The organism is Phytohabitans maris, assembly GCF_031085175.1.
Lineage (GTDB): Bacteria > Actinomycetota > Actinomycetes > Mycobacteriales > Micromonosporaceae > Phytohabitans > Phytohabitans maris.
In genome coordinates, this window is record NZ_JAVHUY010000037.1 from 1 (window position 1) to 19676 (window position 19676).

The window sequence follows — 19676 nt, forward strand, 5'->3', positions numbered from 1 at the left end:
GCGCGCTACGAGCTGTTAACCGGGAACTGGCCGGCCGGTTCGGGCTGTGCTGTTGTTCGGCTGGTCAGTTACTCCGCTGGCTGCCGTCGGACGTGCCGGCAGAAGGCTCGATCGCTGCGATTGCCGCCCCGACCGGTGCGGTCTTTCCTGCCGCGACCTTGATCTCCAGCAGGGTGCCGGAAGCTTGCGCGGGTATCTCGGTGTCGACCTTGTCGGTGGAGACCTCGACCAGCGGTTCGCCTGCCTCGACGGTGTCGCCGACATGTTTGAGCCAGCGTGTCACGGTGGCCTCGACGACGTGCTCGCCGAATGCCGGCATCGTGACAAACACGGCGAGGTCGCCGTGCCGTGCGGTGTTGGCCAGTGTGACCGCGGGGGTGGGCTGCTTCTGCCGGGTTGTAGCAGGGTCACATCGTCGCGAGCGGTAGTGCTTCCACAGGACGGTAGTGGCGGCCAGGCCGAGAAGTACTGCGGCGGCGCCCTTCCATTGCCGTTCGAATGCTGGGCGCTGATCCCCGAGTGCGGCATCGCCGGCCAGCGTGAGGCAGATGAGGGCGACGAGCCAGCCGTGGGGACGCGAGATCGGTGACGGCTCTGCTCGGGCACGAATAGCTGACACCAGCGCGAGGGCGGTGCTCGCGACAACCACAAGGGGCAACCCGACACGCCATACCGAGCCGATGAGCTGCACGCAACGCAGTATGGGGCAGACGCAGCGGCCCACCCCAACCGGCGATCGACATCTTGGGCCAGACGCGAGGCGAGGCCGTCCTCATTTGCCGCGATGAAGCGCATCGCGATTCCGGTGTTTTGGTCAGGGGTAGGGGAGGTCCCCGGCCTGCCGCATCGGCACTTGTGTGGTGATCTTCGCGGCTTGCGATGCCAGCGGAAGGGTGCTGGCGTGCGAGACTCGCAGCGGCGAGACGGTTGTGGTGAAGGGGTCGGTGGATGGTTGGTGGTGTGCCGGCGCCGATCCACCTGGCGAAGGTGTTGGATGGCCTTGCGGAGAACCCGGCGTTGCCGGTCGGGTTGGTCCGCCGGCTGGTGCGGTACCGTCGTGGCTTCGGTCATGTCGCCAAGCGAGCGGACCTGACCGCTGAGGTGATCGAGGAGATCCTCGCCTCGGGCCACCATTGGTTGTTGCACTCGCTCGCGCTCAACCGCCAGTTGCCGCACGCGGTGCGGATGCGGCTGGCGGTTCATGCCGATCCGGGCATCCGGGCCGCCTTGGTCGTGGGAGCCTGTGACGCACCGCGCGAGCTGTACGAGCAGCTCGTCGACGATGTGGACCAGCGGGTGCGGGAGTACCTTGCCGAACGCGACGACGTACCGACCGACCTGCTCGCACTGCTCGCCCGGGACCCTGAACCGACAGTTCGGGCCACGCTGGCGCGGTGGTGGACACAGGCCCCAGAAGCGGTCCGGCGGGTCCTGCTCACCGATCCGGTCGATCAGGTCCGTGCTGCCGCCTGCTCGACCTACTACGCGCGGCTGCCGCACCCGGTGCCGCCACCCGATCTCGTACCAGGTCTGCTCGACGACCCGGTCACCCGCGCGGGGGTCGTACGCCATGCGGTCCTGACGCCGCAACTGGCCTCACAGTTGGCCGCAGACCGCGACTACCGGGTCCGCCGCCAGGTCGCTGAGCACCCGCAGCTGCCCCCGGCGGTGCGGAACCTGCTCGTCGACGATCCCAGCGCGAGCGTGCGCGTGGGCGTCTTCGGCCGCCGCGACACACCCGAACCGGTACGCCGCCGGCTCTACACCGACATCCAGCAGGGCGACCGGCCGCTGACCGACCTGTTCGACGACGAACTCGACGACGACGCACTGGAGCAGCAGCTCGAAGACCAGTTGGCCATCGCCGAACTGCGCCACCTGCGGCTGGACTGGGTCACCGCCGATCCGTTGCCGTACGTGTCCTCGCCGTACATCTGCTTCCGGCGCTGCGCTGCGCACAGCCGGTCGCTGCCGGACGAGGCGGTCATCCGACTGCTTAACGATGAGGACAGCGGCGTGCGTACGACCATGGCCACGTGTGCCCCGCACCTGGTCGACCTTGTCACGGCCGAGCGTATCGACCGCGAGTTCCGCCCGGACAAGAAGACGAGCTGGCGTCCTGCCGACGTGTTCGCTTTCCCGCCGCAGACCTTGCGGCGGCTCGCCACCGACCCCGATCCGTGGATGCGCTGTCTGTCGCCCCGGGACCCGGACCTGCCCGCCGAACTGGCCGAACGCCTGGCAGCCGACCCCGACAGCGCCGTCCGCCGCGCGGTCGCCGGGCATCCGAACCTGCCAGTGCACGCACGTCGCACCCTGCTCGCGGACTCGAGCGAGCGGGTGGCACACGCCGCGGCCGCGGCAGCGACGCTGCCCGTAGCCGACATGGACCGGCTACTCACCCTCGCCGCCCTCTGACCAGCAGCGAGTCCGCATCCCCCAGACGCGCACATGACGCAACGAGCGTGTCCGCCGATCATCCACGCCGACGCCACCACCGCGCCACACCCTGCCGGCCAATCAGCAAGCCGAGCCACAGCGCGACTCTGCCGAGAACAGTGCGTTCGATCAAGGATTGGCACAAATTCACAGGTATTGGAATCCATCGACAAGCATTTGGCGAGCCAGCACTTTCATTAGAAGTACGCGGGCGGTTTTGTGCGGCGACCGGCCAAGCTGCGGCTCGCGCAGGCTATATTACTTACATACTTCAGGCGAGTCTTGTGAGTCTGGTAGACCTCCGCTGGTACATGCGGCACAATGTCAGACCGTGAGTGATCCCGCTGCCAGCGCGCCTGCGCCGCGCGTCTTCGTCTCTTACTCTTGGGACTCCGAGCCGCACAAGGCGTGGGTCCTGCAGTTGGCCGTTCGGCTTCGTCGCAACGGCATCGACGTCGTCCTCGACCGATGGAATGCTCGCCTCGGAGCCAACCTGCCGCTATTTACGGAGGAGGGTGTGGACGCGTCCGACAGGATCCTCGTCATCGTTACCGAGATGTATGCCCACAAGGCATACGAAGGTCGCGGTGGCGTCTCATACGAACGCCGATTGTTGACCGCCGACCTGATGGATGATCTCACTAACGACCGGATCCTCACGATCTTGCGCGACAACCCAGATCGCAAGATCCCGATCTTTCTCGGCCAGCCGGTATATCTCGACTTTCGCGACGACGCGGACTATGAGACCCGGTACGCCGAACTGATACACAACCTGCATGGGCGAGAGATTCTCCCCGTCCCCCTGCTCGGGCCGAACCCGTTCCTAAGCAACCCACCATCGGAGGTCGAACTTGCGTTGCGTAACGATCCTGCTCGCTACGTCAGCCCAAACGCGCGGGGATCGGTTACCTTCGACCACTCCAACAACGACGGGCGGTACGTGCTCGGATCCGGCGACATGACGTTCACCCTCAAAACCAGCAATGCTGGAAAAGGAAGTGTGTACGTTTACAACGACCCAGTCGACATCCAACTGGTTGCGCTTGCCGCCGGCATCACCGAGCCGTCGCAGATAAGCGACGCCAGCGTCCACGACAGCTCATCCCGGTCAAGGCATATTCGCCAAGGTGATGCAGTTGTATTGCGCAACTCTAATGGATACTGGGCTGTCGTCTGCGTCGACGAGGTTCACACCCGTGACAGCGCTCCATCCGGACGACCGTCGTTAAGCTTCCGGTACGCGATTCAACCAGACCGCACGGCTGACTTCTCACGCCTATGAAATATTCCTACGAACAACGGCTTCAAAATACAACGTGCATTCTTCTGCCGCCGATCGCGCATGGCCGTGCGTCGAGATGCCCGGGGCGATTTGGTCTTCGTAGCCTCGCTTGCCGGTCGGAGGCTTGAGGCTGCGGCTCAGGCTTCGTCCCAGCGCCCGGCATCGGCTCCCCACTCGGACGGCGCTGCCTGACGTGCGTCGTCTGAGCTCACCATCTGCAGGTCGGTCGCCCGGACCTTCACGACTGGGATATCGAATGTGACCTCCACGTTCGACCCGTCCGCGAACGAGACCGTCACGTGGGTGTCGGGACCTGCTGGGTGGTTGTCCATCCAATTGCACGTGGACGACCTCAGCCGTCAGGGATCCGTCCGGACGTACCAATGCGAATCCCTCAAGGTCGCCCTGGGCAACGTCCGGATGGAGCCGTCTGCGTTGCTCCGCAAGCTGCTGCTCTCGCCAGCGTCGTCGTGCCTCCGTGTTCGCCACGGAGGGAATTCTTCAACTGGGCCATGCCGGCGGCAAACCCGCGGTGTGCGCGGGCGTGGGAAAATGAACGTCCGGATCTGCCGCGTGGTCGGCCGCTACTGACCGTAAGTGTCGGCTCGACGACTGAGCGCGGAGGCAGTCCGCTGTATCCACTACCTTTGCTTAGCCGTTGCCCTACCTGCGTTGCTCACCGGGGGTTCCTGTTGTCCACGCTTGACATCGAGAGACCGGCCGTCACGGTCGCTGGCCGCCTCGTCAAGGACCCATTCCAGCGACTCGCCTGCTATGCGCAGAAATACGCGGAAAACGCTACTGAGGTACGACCTTGGTTCATCTGACGATCCGGACCGCATCACGGTCGAGGACGTCGTCCGCACTCGTGTGATCGGATCCCGAATCAGCTGGGCGGAGAGCGAACGTCTCATCCTCGCCTGTCATGAGGCGGCCGACCTTCTCGCGGCGATCCCGGCGACCGCACACCTTCGCGACGCCGATCCAGCCGTGCATGGTGGTCTCTACGATCAGGCACTCGCCGTCTTCGGCCGGCTTTTGGCCCCTGGCATCCGTTTCGCAAAAGGTATCGAAGGTTCTGCACCTTAAGCGACCGCACCTGTTTCCGATCCTCGATGCGCGCGTCCTCCGCGCTTATCACCTCACAGCGGCCGAGGCTGCCATCCGCTACCGAACGGAACGTCCCGGGTTCCGACTCTTGTACTGGGCGGCCGTCAGGAAGGACGTGATCGGCAGCGGCAACATCGCCGCCTTTGCGGCGCTGCGGGGACTCGCTGATCCCGGTCGCCTCGCGCAGGATGTGCGCGTTGCACAGCGCGTGGGTGCAGCCGGTGAAGCCGTCGTAGCCGCTGTACGCGTCGTGCACCGCTATGCCGGTGAAGCGGGGCAGGATCCCGAATGCGGTCATCGACGCGGCAGCGCGGCCGTGTTTGTCGATGTGATAGGCGGTCAGCCGGCCGGTCGCGGCGGCGTGCGGCCAGTGGTTTCGCCCGGCGACCCGGGTCACCGTCTCGTCGAAATGCGCCACCGGCGCGGCGGCGATCGCGTCCTTGATCGCCTCGTTCGCGGGTCCGACAGCCGCGGCCATCCGGGCACACGCGGTCGTCACCCACCCGACCGAGACCTCGATGCCGGCCAGGTCGGCGAGGATCTCGGTGATCCGGGCGACCGGGATGTGGTGCTGCGCAGCCAGGTACGCGGCCAGCATCGTGACCATCGGCCCGTACACCGCCGGCCCGGTCACCCCGTGCGGGGCCGCCGCACGGGTCCGGCTACCGCAACCGGCACAGGCCAGTACATGCAGCAGATGCGCGGTGACCCGCACCCGCACCTCGGGGATGTCGAACACCTGCCGCACGACCGGATCACCGGCCGGTCCGGCTACGGGATCGAGGCCGTCACCGCAGTCGCCGCACGCGGCCGGGTAATGATCGACCTGCTCATCCGGGACCCGTACCTGCGACAACGCCGTACCCGTACCGCCCGGCTGCTTACCCGGCTCGCGGCCCCTACGGCCACGCATCGAGGCCGGCGGCGGCTTGTCCAGCCCGTCCGACGACGGCGGTTTGCTGGAGTTCGTCGAGTTCAGCCCCGACCGGCGCCGCAACTCGGCGTTCTCCGCTTGCAGGACCGCGTTCTCCCGCCGCAGCTCGATATTCTCCGCGACCAGCCGAGCGTTGTCCGATTCAAGGCCAGCGACCCGTGCGGTCAACTCGTCCAGCCGTGCCGTCAACCCGACAACCAGAACGGCAAGCTCGTCATACGACGGACCCTCACCGCCCCGGCCAGGCACCACACCAAGATCATCCCATAGTGGACACCACGGCCCCGGATCAGAGGTCGACACCACGACTCAGGCGACCTGAACAGTCACCTCGGCGGGGTGTCGGCGGCGGACCGGGCGCCCATGCGTGCCCGGCTCGCCGCGATGGCCACCCCGCGGGACGGCGACAGCCCGCCCGTGGCGGCGCTGCGGGCGATCCTGCGCGACGAAGCTGATGGCCCATGTGACCGCCAACGTCGAGCAATGGCCACCGTTGACAGACAAGCAACGCGAAACGTTGAGTGCGTTGCTGCACCGCAATGTGAAGTGGCCAACGCGGCGACCGGGCAAGCGTGCGGCCTGAACGGCTTGGGCCGCACATCACGCTATGGGGCGTCCTCACCATCGGGGCGCCCCATAGCGTCCAGACGACTCGTTCGCCACGCGGCCAGCCGAGCCGGGGTCTCGCACACCACCTGGTTACGCATCGAGCGCGGTGAGATGCACCGTCCGCTACATGAGGATCAACACCCCGAAGACAACGTCAACAGAATTACGAAGCTCGGAGCAAATGATCTTTAGCGACCCATCACGCGGGATTCTCGCATGGGTTGAGGTCCAAGGAGTTGGGCTTGCGGTCTTCCGGTGACGCATTGGGCAGCTTGTCCCGGAATATATGGTCCCATTCTTCGTCGATGAACTTAGCGAGCTTCTCGCGAAGAAACTCGCACAGTTTCGGGCTGTTGTTTCGTATGCCGATTCCGTACCGCTCGCTCCCAACCCGGATATTAGGAACTACTCGAAGATCATGCTTTTGGTCGTGGGCGACAAAGCCGTCAAGAATAACCCTGTCCGATGAGATCGCGTCTACCCCTTCGTGGTTGCGGAGGCGGTCGACACAGCGTTGGAGGGTGTTCTCCGGCGACGGCTCAATTTTCATATCGAACAAGCGCTGCTGATTGGTGGACCCGTGTGTGACACAGATCGTCTTGTTCTCGATGTCCTTGCGCGCGTTGATCGGACTGCCTACGAGCGTCATGACGCCCTGCGAGTCGGTCAAGTAAGGGCCGACGAAGTCAATGGATTTTCGCCGCTCGTCTGTGATCGAGAAGTTGGCGATTACCAGCTTGATATCGCTCCGTTCGGTCAGGCGGGTCATGCGCTCGTCGGTCTTTAGGGACACGTATTGCGGCGTGAAGCCGATCTCGCGCCCGAGCCAGTTGCCCAAAGCGATGTCAAAGCCGTCCCAGATACCGTTCGTATACGCGCTCCAACCGGGCAGGTCGGTGTTGACGCCGATGCTTACGATGCCGGACAGATACTCAGCCGGGTCCGCCTCATCGGAACTTCGGCCGCAACCCGCTATGAGCAAGGCAGACGTGCCAAGAAGCACGCTGACCCACCGCCTGAAACCTACTGTGGTCATGCGTTTCTCCAGGGTTACCACGGCATACGGTGTAGGACGATCCGAGCGAGGGTCACAGTGAGGATGCACCCCTGGTTGGGTGGCACAACGAGGGTGATTTGCAGTTTCACCGTGTCCGCGCCCTCGGGTATCGCGATTGCGGCCTCGGTACCGTGCCGTGCCTCCTTGACCGCGAGGTGCTGGCCATCGACAACGGGTGTGATCATCAGCCGCGCGGGAAGGACGCAGTCGCCTAGGGAGCCGACCGCGGTCAGCGTGGGCGTGAAGGTCAACTCGCCACGCCATCCCGATCTCGACAGCCTAGGTTCAACGGTGGCCGGCGCCTGCTCGCTGAGCTGAAACGCCTCACCCACATGTACGTTTACGTCGGTGTACCGGTCGTACCACAACCAGCCCAGCCCGGGCAGCACCGCACCAACCAGCAGCGTGACAGCGCCAACGACGACCTTCTTTCGCTGGCCTACCGGCGCATGGTGTGCCGCCGGTTCCCTTCGTGCGAAGATTGCGCTGGCCGTCCCGTAAATGGCGAACGGCAGCGCGATCACCTGTGCCAGATTCGCGCCCCATTCCCCGAGCGCCAGCAGCACGATGGTCAAGGCAATCGTTGGGACTGCCAGGGGCACCATCCAGTACGCGTGCTGCGCGAGCGTGGAGCCTGGGCTGCCTGAGAGCCGAGCCATTGTCATCCTTCATCAGTGGCAAAGAAGCAAGACCGTGACGCTATTGGTACCTGTCGCTCAATTGATCCTCATCGGCGTCGGGGCCGGCTGCTGTTCTGGCCAGCGCCGGCTGATAACAGGTCGTCATCAGTCGGTAACTCCCATCAACTGAAGTGTGCCGATCAAGGCCACCACGGTCGTAATGACACCAGCAAGCCCAGTCAAAATCCCAGGTAGCGTCGTCCGCCGGTTTTGACGAGTCGGCGTTTCCATGGCCGCCATTCAAGCACACCAGTCAAGCAGGACGATGTCCCAAGGACTCCTCTACGAAAGGTGACTTGCCAGCCTCGGTCAACATCACCAGCCACCGACCAACCAGCGGCGGCCTGTCGGCAGCAGTGAAGAGCACAGGCGCTTCGGGTCACCCACCGGCTGACCACAAACCCGCGATGGCCGGCCCAGGCAACCCGAGTCTTGACCGCGCCGGCCGGCGGGCGGCGGGACACGCCCAGCATGCGGCCGGCGTCCGCCCGGTCCTTCGGACAGCGGTAGGTTGAGCAGTCAGCGACGTGACCGGCCACCGCAAACACGGCCACGTCGCCCCAACGCACGGATTTGCCCCATGTGCGTGCATGTGATCTGGGCTGGTAAGGGCTGTCTGTCTGAATTTGACAGGGGACGCGAGCACCGGGAAGGTGTAGAGTTTGGCGGGTGCTCGTCCGGTACGTCTCCCTTGGGCGACTCCGGCGTTGCGCGGCAGCTCTTACGGCCTGAGGCGAACGTAGGAAACGGGGCCCGGCCGCCAAGAGTCTCGCTCTGGGATGCTGAACCAGCGGTCTATGTCCTTACTGCCATGCAAGGCTTGGCCAGCGGCTACCATCCGTATGGCTTCTTCGGCGACGGCGAGAAGCGCGGCCGAATCCTCTCGCTCTAGCTCGTTGATCGACATCTCCCAGTGCCCGAGGGCAAGGGCACGTGCGAGCATGCCGCGACACAGGTTCGTAGGAGCCTCGGCTGCTATTCCGGCCAACGCTTGAGCCTGGAGATCGGGTGCGGCGATCATGTCAATAGCCTTCTCGGCGCTGGCTGGGTCGCCCAGCTTGAGGTGGATCCGCGCAATCGACCGTATGGCGAACGCTTGAGCCGCGGGCATCGAAATGTGGTTGGCGGTGGTCTCGGCAGTTTTGACCAAGCCGACGGCGAGCGCCTGATCGAAGGCGGCGATGTGGGCGAGGGCGGCCAACTCGCTGACTCGATCCGATGCCGGTGCGTGGTCGTGCAGCACCGTTTCCGTCTGCCGGATCAGATGTCGGCATAGCTTCTCGTCTCCGGTGCTGGCGGCCGCTTCAATCAATGCCTTGAGAGCGGTCGTGATGTACGACGGGCCGTGAATTCGTTCGGCATGCGCTTGGGCTGTGACGAGGTCCCCCTGCGCCGCGCATTTCTTGACGAGGGCAACTATCACTTGTTCAGGTGTCTCGTCGAGGGACGCTGCTAGCCCTTCGGCCCGATCGAGATGACCCAGCTCGATCAGGAGAACGGCCAGTTCGGTGATGGTCGAATTGCGTACCACGTCATCTGCGAGACCCTTGGCAAACAATTCGGCCTCGTTCAGAAACCCGCCTCTGACCATAGCTACGGAAATCCACCTGGCCTCAAATCCCACACGCTTACCTGGAAGCTCCCGGACGATTTCCATGGCGCGAGACGCATCGACCCGGGCTATGACAGTGGCGACGTCCAGCACTGCGTCGCGGCCGGCTCCGGCAAACCGACCGGCGGCTCTTGCCATCTCGAGCGCACGATCCGGCTGATCGCGAGCGAGCGCCCGTGCGAGGTCTGCCAGAACCTCGGAGCGTTCCCGCAAGTCAGTCACCGAGGATGCCAGACCTTCGACGAAGCGGATAAAGTTCGACACGCTGGCGGGATCGGCCCGATCGGCGAGCAGCGACGCGATGCTGGCCAGATCCACCACACGGCGGGGCCCCTCGGGGAAAGCTCGAGCAACACGCTCGGCAATGTCGGCACTGCCGGTGAACGCCAGATTCCTCGCCAGATTCGCCAGAGCCTGTTGCCGCTGGGCCGGATCGGGAATCGCCTCGGCGACAGTCTGGGCTATGCCGGGGTCCACCCGCGCCAAGGTCAGTGCGAGGCGTTCGCGCGCACCGTCGCGGTGCTGGATATTCTCGATGGTTCGCGCCGTTCTCTCCGCGCGGAGGGCGATCTCGGTGGCCAGGACTGGGCTGTCGGGCGCTAGCTCGTCGGCGACGGCGGCGAGTACTCGCACGTTGGCACGTGGGGCTGCCGAGGCCACCGAAACGGCGCCGTCGTGGTTGCCTGCGGAGGCGGCCCGCCGGGCGATACGTGCGAATGCCTCGATCTGCAGCTCGAGGCGGTGTTCGAACTCGGATCGGTGGTTCGAAGATCGCCACCTCGGCGTTCTTACAGGGTCGGCGTCGGTTCTGATCATCCGTTCGGCACGAGGCAGTTGGCCGGTTGCCGCGTACACCTCGGCGAGCCGCACGATGTTCTCCGACTCGAAGTCGGAATGCATGTGGAGGTATCCGGTCTTCTCAACAGATGTCGCCACGGCGGAAGCCCTGTCCACATCGACCGCGGCGAGCTGGTCCGCGATCTCGATCACTACGCCTACCCGTCCCGGATGGATGTGAGCGTCGAGCACGAGTGAACATGCGCGATCGGCGAGGTCAGCGGCCCGCTGGCCGCCGATGGCGCGGGCGATACCTGCGTACGCCCAGGCCGCCGTGATCGGATCAGTGATCGTCTGGGCCAGCGATACGGCACCCTGCTCTTGGTTGGCACCGACCAAGGCGATCGCGACTCTGGCAGTCGCCCATTCTCGTGACCGCTCGTCCTCGATGCCTGCGATGAGGGCGTCGGCGAGGTCAGCGTCGCCGGTAGCAGCCGCCGACGCCGCCACGGTCGCTCGCGCCCAGGTCCGCTTCCAACCACTCTCGATCGCGTCAAGGTGGGCCTCGCAACCGTGCACATCGCTCGCCGAGAACGCGGCCACGGCGATGCGGGTGATCGCCGCTCGCCTGACACCTTCGTCGTTGATTGAGTCAGCGGTGAAGCGGGCGCTTGGCAGATCCCGCGCCGAGATGAGCGCTTTCACCATCCCGGACTGCAGCCATGCCGGAGCCGGTGCGGACATGTCGGTTTTGATCGTTGATCGCGCTTGCTGTACCAACTCGGCGGCGCGGTTTGGTGTCATCGTCGCGATACGGCACAGCGTCCACGCGCGGACCTGCGGCAGCGCTATTTCTGCGGCTGTGCTCTCGGCGTCCGCGGTATCGCCTGCCTCGACCAACGTTTCCGCGATCTGCGACAGTGCCCAAGCCTGCCGGTCGGGATCTGTAATCGATCGGGCCAGTGAGGCGGCACGCTGCAAGGAGCCCAACTTCACCCATACCGACGGCAACCCTGTCGGCACGTGCGCGTTGCGGCCCGCGAGCGAAGCATGGTGGACGGCGACCCTGCCCAGCACTGCAAGATCCGGACGGGGTTGGCCCACTATCACGTCCTGCACCATCTTGATCTCGGTCAGCGCTTCGTGATCGCCGTAGGTGATGTCAAGCATCCGGTCATGGCGTACGAAGTCGGTGGCCAACGCCGTCATCCGCGGCAGATCGCCGGCCGCTCGCAGCATCCGGAAATACCTGCGTAGCAGATAGTGTGGCGTCTCGGCCGGCCAGCCCCTCAAACGGTAGCTGTCCGCCCAGGCGTGGATCTTCTGCTGGTAGCGGTCCAGAGCCACCGGGCCGAGTCGGCTCAGCGCTTCGGCCCGGAGCGTCTCGTGGGTGAACAGGAGGATCGATCGGTTGCTGCTCGGGTCTGCCCGTCCGGCTACCGTCCGCCCAAACACGCTGCGTAGCAGGCCGTCCACCTCGTAGGTGGCCCGCCCGGTGAGTTCCTCCAGATCCTGGCGGTCCAGACCACCGCCGCTGGCTGCGACCAGTCCGATCACGTCTCGGCCGAGCCCGCCGTGCCGCTCTGGCTCGCCTCCGAGCACATCGTCGAGTTCGCACTGCGCCAGTTCCGCCACTCGTCGCGCATACGGCGACGGCTCCAGGTGACGCACTCTGCATCGGCGCAGCGGATGTTCGTCATCGACATCAGCCGGGATTGGCGGATCGGAGCGACCCGCCACGATGACGCGCAATCCGTCCGGCGGCCGCTTGGGCAGGCAGGACGCGATGCTGGGCATCCGCGATCCGAGCCTAGTCCCGCAGTCCTCGTCCAGCCCATCGAGGACCAGCACCAGCCGGCGACCGGCCGCGACGGCCATCTCGGTCGCCCTGCGAAGCAGGGCCGCACGATCACGGGCTCGATCGAGGGGCGCGGCAGGGATCTCCTCGCCCGTTATCGCGGCCAGTTGCTCGATGAGCTCAGTGGTGTAAGCCGAGCTGTCGTCCTGGCCGGACAAGCGGGAGGTGACGAAGAACGACACCACCCACATTCCAGGCGGTGGATGTAGGACGAACCAAGCCATGAGCGCCGACTTGCCAGCGCTGGGCGGTGCCTGCCACCACACGTACCTCTCGTCACCACGGCACCATTCGGCGAGTTCGTCGCACTCAGCGCGGCGGTCGAGCAGGTCGTGCGGCGCCATGTCGCGCAGCTGGTCGATGTATCCGGAATGTCGCCACCACACCGAGTCCGTGCTGGACCGTACCTGTGCCGGTCGGTTACGCTGCGCGGCCCCGAACAGCCGCATGCCTTGGTCGACCTCCGAGCCCACCGCACCGAGCGCATCGAGCAGAGCCCGGGCCTGATCGTCGTCAGCGGGCCAACCACGACCGCGCAATATCTCGTTGACCCTCGTCGCGGACGTCAGCCCCATCGCCCCGGCCAGCGCGCGTCGACTCGCTCGGCCGTTGTCCTGGTGCAGTCGGTCACAGAACTCCAGCCAGGCTCGATGGGGACCGGACGGCGGCCAACGTGAGCGGTCGATTGCCTCGCCCCGTCCCCTGCCCATCCGGCTCCGCCGATCTCCGCAACCTGTGCGCTGACTGTGCTGCCAGTGTGCGCTGTCGCGACTGGCAGAACCAGGTCACAGGCGAGCGGCGTACCGGGGCACTGCGGCGCACGTCGTCTGACCGGACTCGAGCCGATGCTGGCGTCATGCCACCAGCATTGGAAAGGGCAACCATGAACGACTGGGCTTCGGTCGCGGGCGATCTGCTGAGTCTCACTGCCGCGACCATCACTCTGCTCACCGTCGTCCTGCACAATCGGCGTGACCGCCGACCACGACGGCGCCGCGAGGACCGGCGCAGCACCAAGTCAACCCCTTGATCACGTTTCCGCACATGCCGCCGACCGTGCGCGGCGACCGCCGGAGATCCAGCACGCGGTGTGACAGGTTGGCGCAGGCCCCGACGCACCGCTCATGCGGAGAAGAGTTCTGCAGCGTCTCGCTTCACCCGAGTTCGGGCTCGGTGGTGAGGTAGGTACCCGGCGTCTGGCCGGTCGCCCGCTGGAAGACCGCGATGAACGCGCTCGTCTTTCGATAGCCGACTTGCCGGGCCGTCACCCCGACCGGCGTGCCCGTCGAGAGCTTCTGGATCGCCGCGCGGATCCGCACCCGGGTGCGCCACTCGGCGAAGCTCAGCCCCGTCTCCGCACGGAACAGCCGCGTCAGCGTCCGCACGCTGGCGTGTGCGAAGTCGGCCCAGTCCGCCAGTTCCCGCTGGTCGGACGGGTCGGTCAGGAGCTGCTCGGCGATCATCCGCAGCCGCTGGTCGGCCGGCATCGCGATCGCGATGTCGTGGGCCGGACACGGGGCGATCAGGCGGACCATCAGCGACTCGGCCGCCGGCCGGGCCGGATCGGCCGGGTCCGCGTCGAGCACGTACGCCAGCAACTCGCGCAGCAGCGGGCTGACCCGCACCCCCGTGACCGACGTCCAGGCGATGGGGCACTGCCCGGGGTCCATGGCCATGAGACCGCCCTGCCCGGGATGCCGGACGGCGCCCGCGTGCGGGACGTGGGCGGGGATCCAGATCCCGTATCCGGGCGGCAGCAGCCAGTCGCGGGACTCCGTTGTCACCGTCACCGTCGCGGTGGTCGTCCACAGGAACTCCGGCCCGGCGTGGGTGTGGGTCTCGCGGATGTCCGGTCGCCCGTTCTCGTACGACGATCCGCGCTCGATCGCGAGGATCGGCGATCTGGCCGGTGCGGGGTACTGGATGTCTCCTATGCGCATACGGGCCACTCTAGCGTCGAACCCATGATCACTGAGTCCCCGAAGAGAGGGATCGCCGACCGGATTCTGATGCTGCGCCATGTCACCGCGACCGAGGTCGAGCGGCTTCGGCCGAGGATCCTGCGAGTACGGCTCGGCGGCTCGGAGATCACGGAGGTCAGGCCGGGCCAGCACATCCGGGTGAAGGTCCGCGAGGACCGCATGGTGCTACGCACCTACACGGTCGCCGGCATCAACATCCGCAAGCAGTGGCTCGACCTGTGGATCTACCAACCGAGCGACGACAGCACCCCCGGCCTGGACTGGAGCCGAACCGTCGCCCCGGGCGATCCCGTGACGTTCATGGGTCCTTCCGGCCGCTTCGTGGTCCAGCCGGACGCGCCTTACCACCTCGTCGTCGGCGAGGAGACCGCACAGGTCGCTTTCGCCGCGATCCTCGGCGCGACAGAGCCTAGCGCGGGCGTGCACGGAGTCGTCGAGGTGTCCACCCCGGACGAGCGCCTCGACTTTCCCCGCGCCGACGAGCTCACCTGGACCTACCGCGGTGACGCCCCGGCGGCGGAGTCGGCCGGCCTGCTCGAAGCGGTCCGCGCGCTGCCCCTCCCGTCCGCGCCCGGCGTGGCGTACCTCGCCGGGGAGGCCAAGACCATCGCCGCCATCCGCACCCACCTGATCGCCGAGCGCCGCTGGCCCCGCCGCTCGGTGCTCACCAAACCGTTCTGGACACCCGGCCGCAAGGGCCTCGACTAATGCTGCGACGGCAGCCAGCGTGCGTAGCCTCGGCGTTCGTCATAGTCGCAGCGGCCTCGGGACCCCGCACGCGCGAGCCTCCCGACTGGAATCCGACCGGCCTCAGCCCGGTCGAGGACATCCTGAGCGGGGCCTACGGCACCGCATCGCGACCACCAACCAGCACCCTGCGAGGAGATCTCCCATGTCCGACTTTGAGCCCGCCGTAACAGCGTTCATCCTCCTCAAGACCAATCGCGCCTGGTTGGACCTGTCCGTACCGGAGCGCGTCGCCGCCTTCCAGGAAAGCGTTCTGCCCGCCATCAAGGACAAGGCCAAGGACGTACGTTGGCGCTACTATGACACCGAGTTCTACACGGCCCGCGTGACCGACATCTGGGTCTGGGAGGCACGCGACCACGAGGCTTTCCAATTGGTCATCGAGGCGTTACGCGAGACGCCGTTCTGGGACCACTACTTCGAGATCGTCGAAATCCTGGTGGGCGTCGAGAACGGCTACGCCAAGCACTACGGCGCCGACATTCCAGCAATCGTCAACGCCTGAGCAGCGCCTGGCTGTCGCCTACCGCCGCGCGTGGTAGGCGACTTCGGGCGGACCGCGATGCGACGCCGGCCGGGTGGTACTCCAGCAAGAGATCTGTGGCCTGTCCGTGGACGGCAGGCTGTCGCCGTCAAGTCTCCGTCGTGTGTAGACCACCGATCGTCCCGAAGTCCGGCGCCGGGCCCGGTTAAATCGTCAGCCGCGGAGATCAGGGGCCCGGGCATGAAGGCGGTCCAGCTCCGCCGACCAGTCAGTCACATCAACATCGACTACGACCCGACCCAATGAGCCGATCATCGATACGTAGTGTCTGCTTACTGCCGTTGCAATACTGATCCAGGAACGCAGTCGGGCCACTACCCGACGTCCGGATCTGCCGCGATCCGATCGTTACCGAGGGTGACAATGCCACGCCGCTCGTAGGCGGCCGTCACCTCGCGGACGGCATGCCCCGCGCGCTGGCCGGCCGTAGATCGCGTTAGGGTTGCCTGTGTCCCGTGCCACTCTGCTCTGTAGATGTACTGGTCAGCAGGGTCGGAGGCTGGGATGAAGCAGATACTTAGCGGGGTCTGAGTAGCGCATCCCACTCGAAACCATGCCGCTGATTGGACTGGTCAGGTTGGGTCAATGTGGTTGGGATTTAGCTGCGACTGCGGCTGAGGTTGCGTCGTCCGCTGACGTTCGACGAGGTTCGTGAAGCCGGTGTGACCGCGGGCGAGGAGCCGGCTTGTGGTCTGCTGGGCGAGTTGCTGCGTTTCGGGGTTGTCCGATTCCAGGCCTTTGCGGAGTACGGTGGCGATGGCCGTCCGGGCGCCGGTGATGAACCAGGGACGGTCAGGTGCATCTATCAGCCCTGCGATAGCGGTCACGGTGTCCTTCAGCGTGTCTGGGGCGAGCGTTGCGAGCCGTTCGGCGATGTCGTCGCTGGCTGAGAGGGTCGCCCCGGTGGCGAGGGCTTGGTTGAGCTGGGCGAGTGCCCAGTCATCGGGAAGATTCCCGGAGCTGAACCAGTAGCCGAATCCGCTGAGCTCTGCCGGCTCGCCGCCCTGGGTGGCGGCATGGAGCCGCTTGTCCCAGAGGTCCTTGAGCCGGTCGGTCTCGTCCTGCTCGAGGGGATCGGATTCATGGAGTTGCAGGCCGATGCTCTCGATGAGCTGTGCTCGCAGGTGTAGCGGTGCGTGTTCGAAGAACTGGTCGAGCCAGTCTGCTTCGGGTGGGATCACGCCGTGTCGGTAGAGCAGCGCGAGATGCTGCATAAGGTGATCCTCCGGCTGGTCTTCTCGCGAACCGCCCGTGGACGGGACGGCTTCCGGGGCCTTGGCGAGGGCGGCGGTGTGTTCTTCGTACAGTGGCAGCAGCAGGGCCGCTGTCTGGGGGGACTTTCGGCCGTACTGCACGTAGGTGTGCCAGGCAACCGAACCGATGCCCGCGTCGGTCGTGCGGGGGAAGACCTGCCTGATCGATTGGCTGGTCCATGACTCGTCCAGCTCCCTCAAAAGGTTGATCTTGTAGCCGTAGAGACTTTGGATAGCTGGACTCGGCTCGGTCGCCGGATCGAGGTGTCTGCTGAGGAGCTGTCGGACGGCAGGCGCGAGGGTGGGTGCGGCGGGATCGTGCCGACGAATGGCGTACTGCACAAGTGCGAGCCATGCGTTGCCGCGGACGCTGTTGACCGCCGTCTCCAGGGGTGAGCCGCCGGCGTATTCCGCGCTTTTGCTGTCAGCCGGATCCGGGTCGTCGAGGAGTCGCTCGATCACGGTGAACGTCTGATCGAGCAGCCTCGTCGGGATGTGGCTGTACAGGCCGTCGGTTATCAGTTCCGCCAGCTCTTGCCAGGCCCAACTCCAGCCCGGGTCCTGGTCGCTGTCGCCGATTTCCGGTCGTCCCGGCAGCAGCCGAGGCTGGGTCAGGGACGCTGCGGCGAAGGCGAGTACGGGTTCCCAGTCGAAGACCGAGTCGGTGGACCCTTCTCGATCGGGGGCAGATCGAGTGGCCTGGCGCAGGCCCGCGAGCAGGCCGCGGGCATAGGTAGGGTCCAACTCGGTGAAGCGTGGCGCTAGTGCGGCGAAGCGGCGCGGGTTTCCAATGGTGGCGGCTTCAATCCGTTGCCGGAGGTCATCTCTGCCCGGTTCGGACCCCCTGCCAGTCGGCGTCCAACTCGTCAGCACCGAGATGAGCGCGTCGTCGGCCATGTCGTCTAGGGCCGGCAACGGTATGCCCGCCAGATCTGCGCCTTTGCGGGCCGTGAACTCGAACACCTCATTGACGTCGGGTTCGCCGAGTTCCTGGACCAGCGCGTCCCGCTTAGCCGTGTACGCCTCGGGAAGGACCTCACCGAAGCGCGCGAGCTGCCGCGCCTTCCACCGTTTGATCGCGGCTGGATCGTCGGTATGGGTGGGGCCTTCGTCGATCAGTGTCGTGATGCGTGCGCGGTCCTCGGGCTGCAGGCCCGTGAAATGTGCGCGTAGGAGCTGCCCGAACTCAACGAAGCAGTCACGATCCTGAAGCAGAGTCGGATCTGTCAGCCGCTGGCTGACTAGTTCTGGCTCCGGGGCAAGTAGGAGGACGTGTAGTGCCAACCGGCGAAAGATGCCGCCTGAATGCGCTTCCAGTACGCGGATGACCTGCGCTGGTCCGGCGTCGGCGGCAACCAAGGTCGCGGCGTCACGCAGCACGGTCACCAGCCTGTCGCGTGGCCCGAAGGTCCGGTCTGACGTGATATCCGGCCACCAGATACGGGAGTGACTCTGCTCGAACCGGCTGTCGCCCTGCTGCGCGAGGCGAGCCGCGACCGCGGCCACTCCAGGGGTCCCCATCTGAGGAAACAGCCGGCGGACGAGATCGCCTGGAATGTATCCACCGCTTGCGCCTCGCCGTACGGGTGCGGGCAGCATCTCAGTCAAGATCGCGGCCGCTTCATCGAGCTGGCCATCGGCAACCAGTTTCGGGAGCAACTCGATCGCCTTCGACGGTAAGGCCCACTGCGCGGGTGATCGGAGCAGCAGGGCGATCTTCGCGGCTAAGGGACGCGCAAGCGCAGCAGGTGCAGCGAGCGCAACGTCAGCGATCGTTTCGGACGCTTCAGGGTTGTCGGTGTCCAACCGGGAGACGACCTCCACGACATGCTGCACGAGATCCGGTTCTTGCATCATCCGGACGAGGTAGCGTCCCGGCGGCCAAGGCGTGTAGACCACCACGCCGTCCTCGGTCGGCCGCAACGGCGCAGGCGACTGGAAGTAGCCCTTTTCCCGAAGCTTAGGGAACCAGGATGGCGTGGCCTGGTCGAAGAAACGGTTCAACGCCGGCACGCTGTTGGGCACCTGACTCAGCAGCCGCGAGACATCCTTCTTCGTGACCTGATCGGCAGCCGCGAGCTCGTCAATCATGGGCAGGGCTCGGATGAACGCCCCCTCGTAGGCGCGCAGTACCACCTTGAGCACTGCCCCCAGCTGCTCCCATCGTTCGATGAGATCCGCGTCGGTCGGGCGCGGGGCGAGTAGGGCGGCGCGGTGGGCGGCATCGTGCCACGTCCCGGACTTTTTCCAGAGCGAACGGATCGGGTCGCCGTCGTCGAATCCGAGCGCAGAGCAGATCGCGTTGATGACCAACGCACGCTCGGGGTCTCGTTGACCTTCAGGCTTCTCAGCCTCCAGCTTCTGCCGCAACTCGACCGGAACGAGTGACCAGAGGAGCCCACGCAGCGCCGACTCGATCTCTCGAGCCATATGGGCGAGCAGGTGCGAGCGAGTCCGCAGTGGCGGCGTCCCGCGCAGGATGCAGATCGCGTCACCGTACTGGTCGGCCGGCGCGCCACCCATCAACCCCAGCAACCGGTGGATCTCCCGTTCGCGAGGCTCGAACGGCACCAGCTCAAAGCTGCCCACCTCGGCTGCTGACATAGCTCGCATCCTTCGTTGACATAGCCGCCGGGCAGTAGCCCGCAACCCATTCTGACGCAGACCGCCGTTCCAAATGACGAGACCGGCACCGAGCCGCCAAGCCCTATCAGAGGCTGCTGGCTGAGTTCTGCCCGGCCGGAGCAGACGACGCGCGATCGCCAACCGATGTCGTCTCCGACATGACC

10 protein-coding genes and 1 pseudogene are annotated in these 19676 nt (G+C 65.8%); 4 read left to right on the plus strand and 7 right to left on the minus strand.

The features are described from left to right. Positions 1-109 precede the first annotated feature (109 nt). Positions 110-319: pseudogene (locus RB614_RS31385) on the minus strand (biotin/lipoyl-containing protein); the annotation flags it as partial. Between the two features lie 629 nt (positions 320-948). Between RB614_RS31385 and RB614_RS31390 the strand changes: the two are divergent. Together RB614_RS31390 and RB614_RS31395 are read left to right on the plus strand one after the other, a co-directional pair. After that, entirely contained in the window at positions 949-2418 is a 1470-nt protein-coding gene (locus tag RB614_RS31390) for a hypothetical protein (RefSeq protein WP_308716301.1), read from the plus strand. A 352-nt stretch (positions 2419-2770) separates the two neighbouring features. After that, positions 2771-3724, plus strand: a complete 954-nt coding sequence (locus tag RB614_RS31395; protein WP_308716302.1) for a toll/interleukin-1 receptor domain-containing protein — start codon at positions 2771-2773, stop codon at positions 3722-3724. A gap of 910 nt (positions 3725-4634) precedes the next feature. Here RB614_RS31395 and tnpC read toward each other — a convergent pair. The 5 genes from tnpC to RB614_RS31420 form a co-directional block, all read right to left on the minus strand. Next, positions 4635-5957 carry an IS66 family transposase gene (gene tnpC / locus RB614_RS31400; protein WP_308716303.1) on the minus strand — a complete coding sequence of 441 codons (1323 nt, stop codon included), beginning with the start codon at positions 5955-5957 and terminating at the stop codon, positions 4635-4637. A gap of 619 nt (positions 5958-6576) precedes the next feature. Continuing rightward, positions 6577-7413, minus strand: a complete 837-nt coding sequence (locus RB614_RS31405; RefSeq protein WP_308716304.1) for a transporter substrate-binding domain-containing protein — start codon at positions 7411-7413, stop codon at positions 6577-6579. 14 nt (positions 7414-7427) lie between these two features. Further along, positions 7428-8009 (minus strand): hypothetical protein, encoded by a 582-nt coding sequence (locus RB614_RS31410; protein ID WP_308716305.1) that lies wholly within the window; start codon positions 8007-8009, stop codon positions 7428-7430. Between the two features lie 826 nt (positions 8010-8835). Then, a complete protein-coding gene (locus tag RB614_RS31415) occupies positions 8836-12936 on the minus strand; it encodes a P-loop domain-containing protein (protein WP_308716306.1) in 4101 nt (1366 codons plus the stop codon). A 579-nt stretch (positions 12937-13515) separates the two neighbouring features. Beyond that, entirely contained in the window at positions 13516-14301 is a 786-nt protein-coding gene (locus RB614_RS31420) for a helix-turn-helix transcriptional regulator (protein ID WP_308716307.1), read from the minus strand. Positions 14302-14325: 24 nt separating this feature from the next. On the opposite strand from RB614_RS31420, the gene RB614_RS31425 reads away from it, so the two are divergent. Both RB614_RS31425 and RB614_RS31430 read left to right on the plus strand, forming a co-directional pair. Beyond that, on the plus strand, positions 14326-15051 hold the full coding sequence (locus RB614_RS31425) for a siderophore-interacting protein (protein WP_308716308.1): 726 nt from the start codon (positions 14326-14328) through the stop codon (positions 15049-15051). Positions 15052-15235: 184 nt separating this feature from the next. Continuing rightward, on the plus strand, positions 15236-15595 hold the full coding sequence (locus tag RB614_RS31430; RefSeq protein ID WP_308716309.1) for a darcynin family protein: 360 nt from the start codon (positions 15236-15238) through the stop codon (positions 15593-15595). Between the two features lie 611 nt (positions 15596-16206). Here the strand turns inward: RB614_RS31430 and RB614_RS31435 are convergent. Next, the gene (locus tag RB614_RS31435) at positions 16207-19491 is read right to left on the minus strand and encodes a hypothetical protein (RefSeq protein WP_308716310.1); all 3285 of its coding nucleotides are present in this window, start codon (positions 19489-19491) and stop codon (positions 16207-16209) included. Positions 19492-19676: the final 185 nt, after the last annotated feature.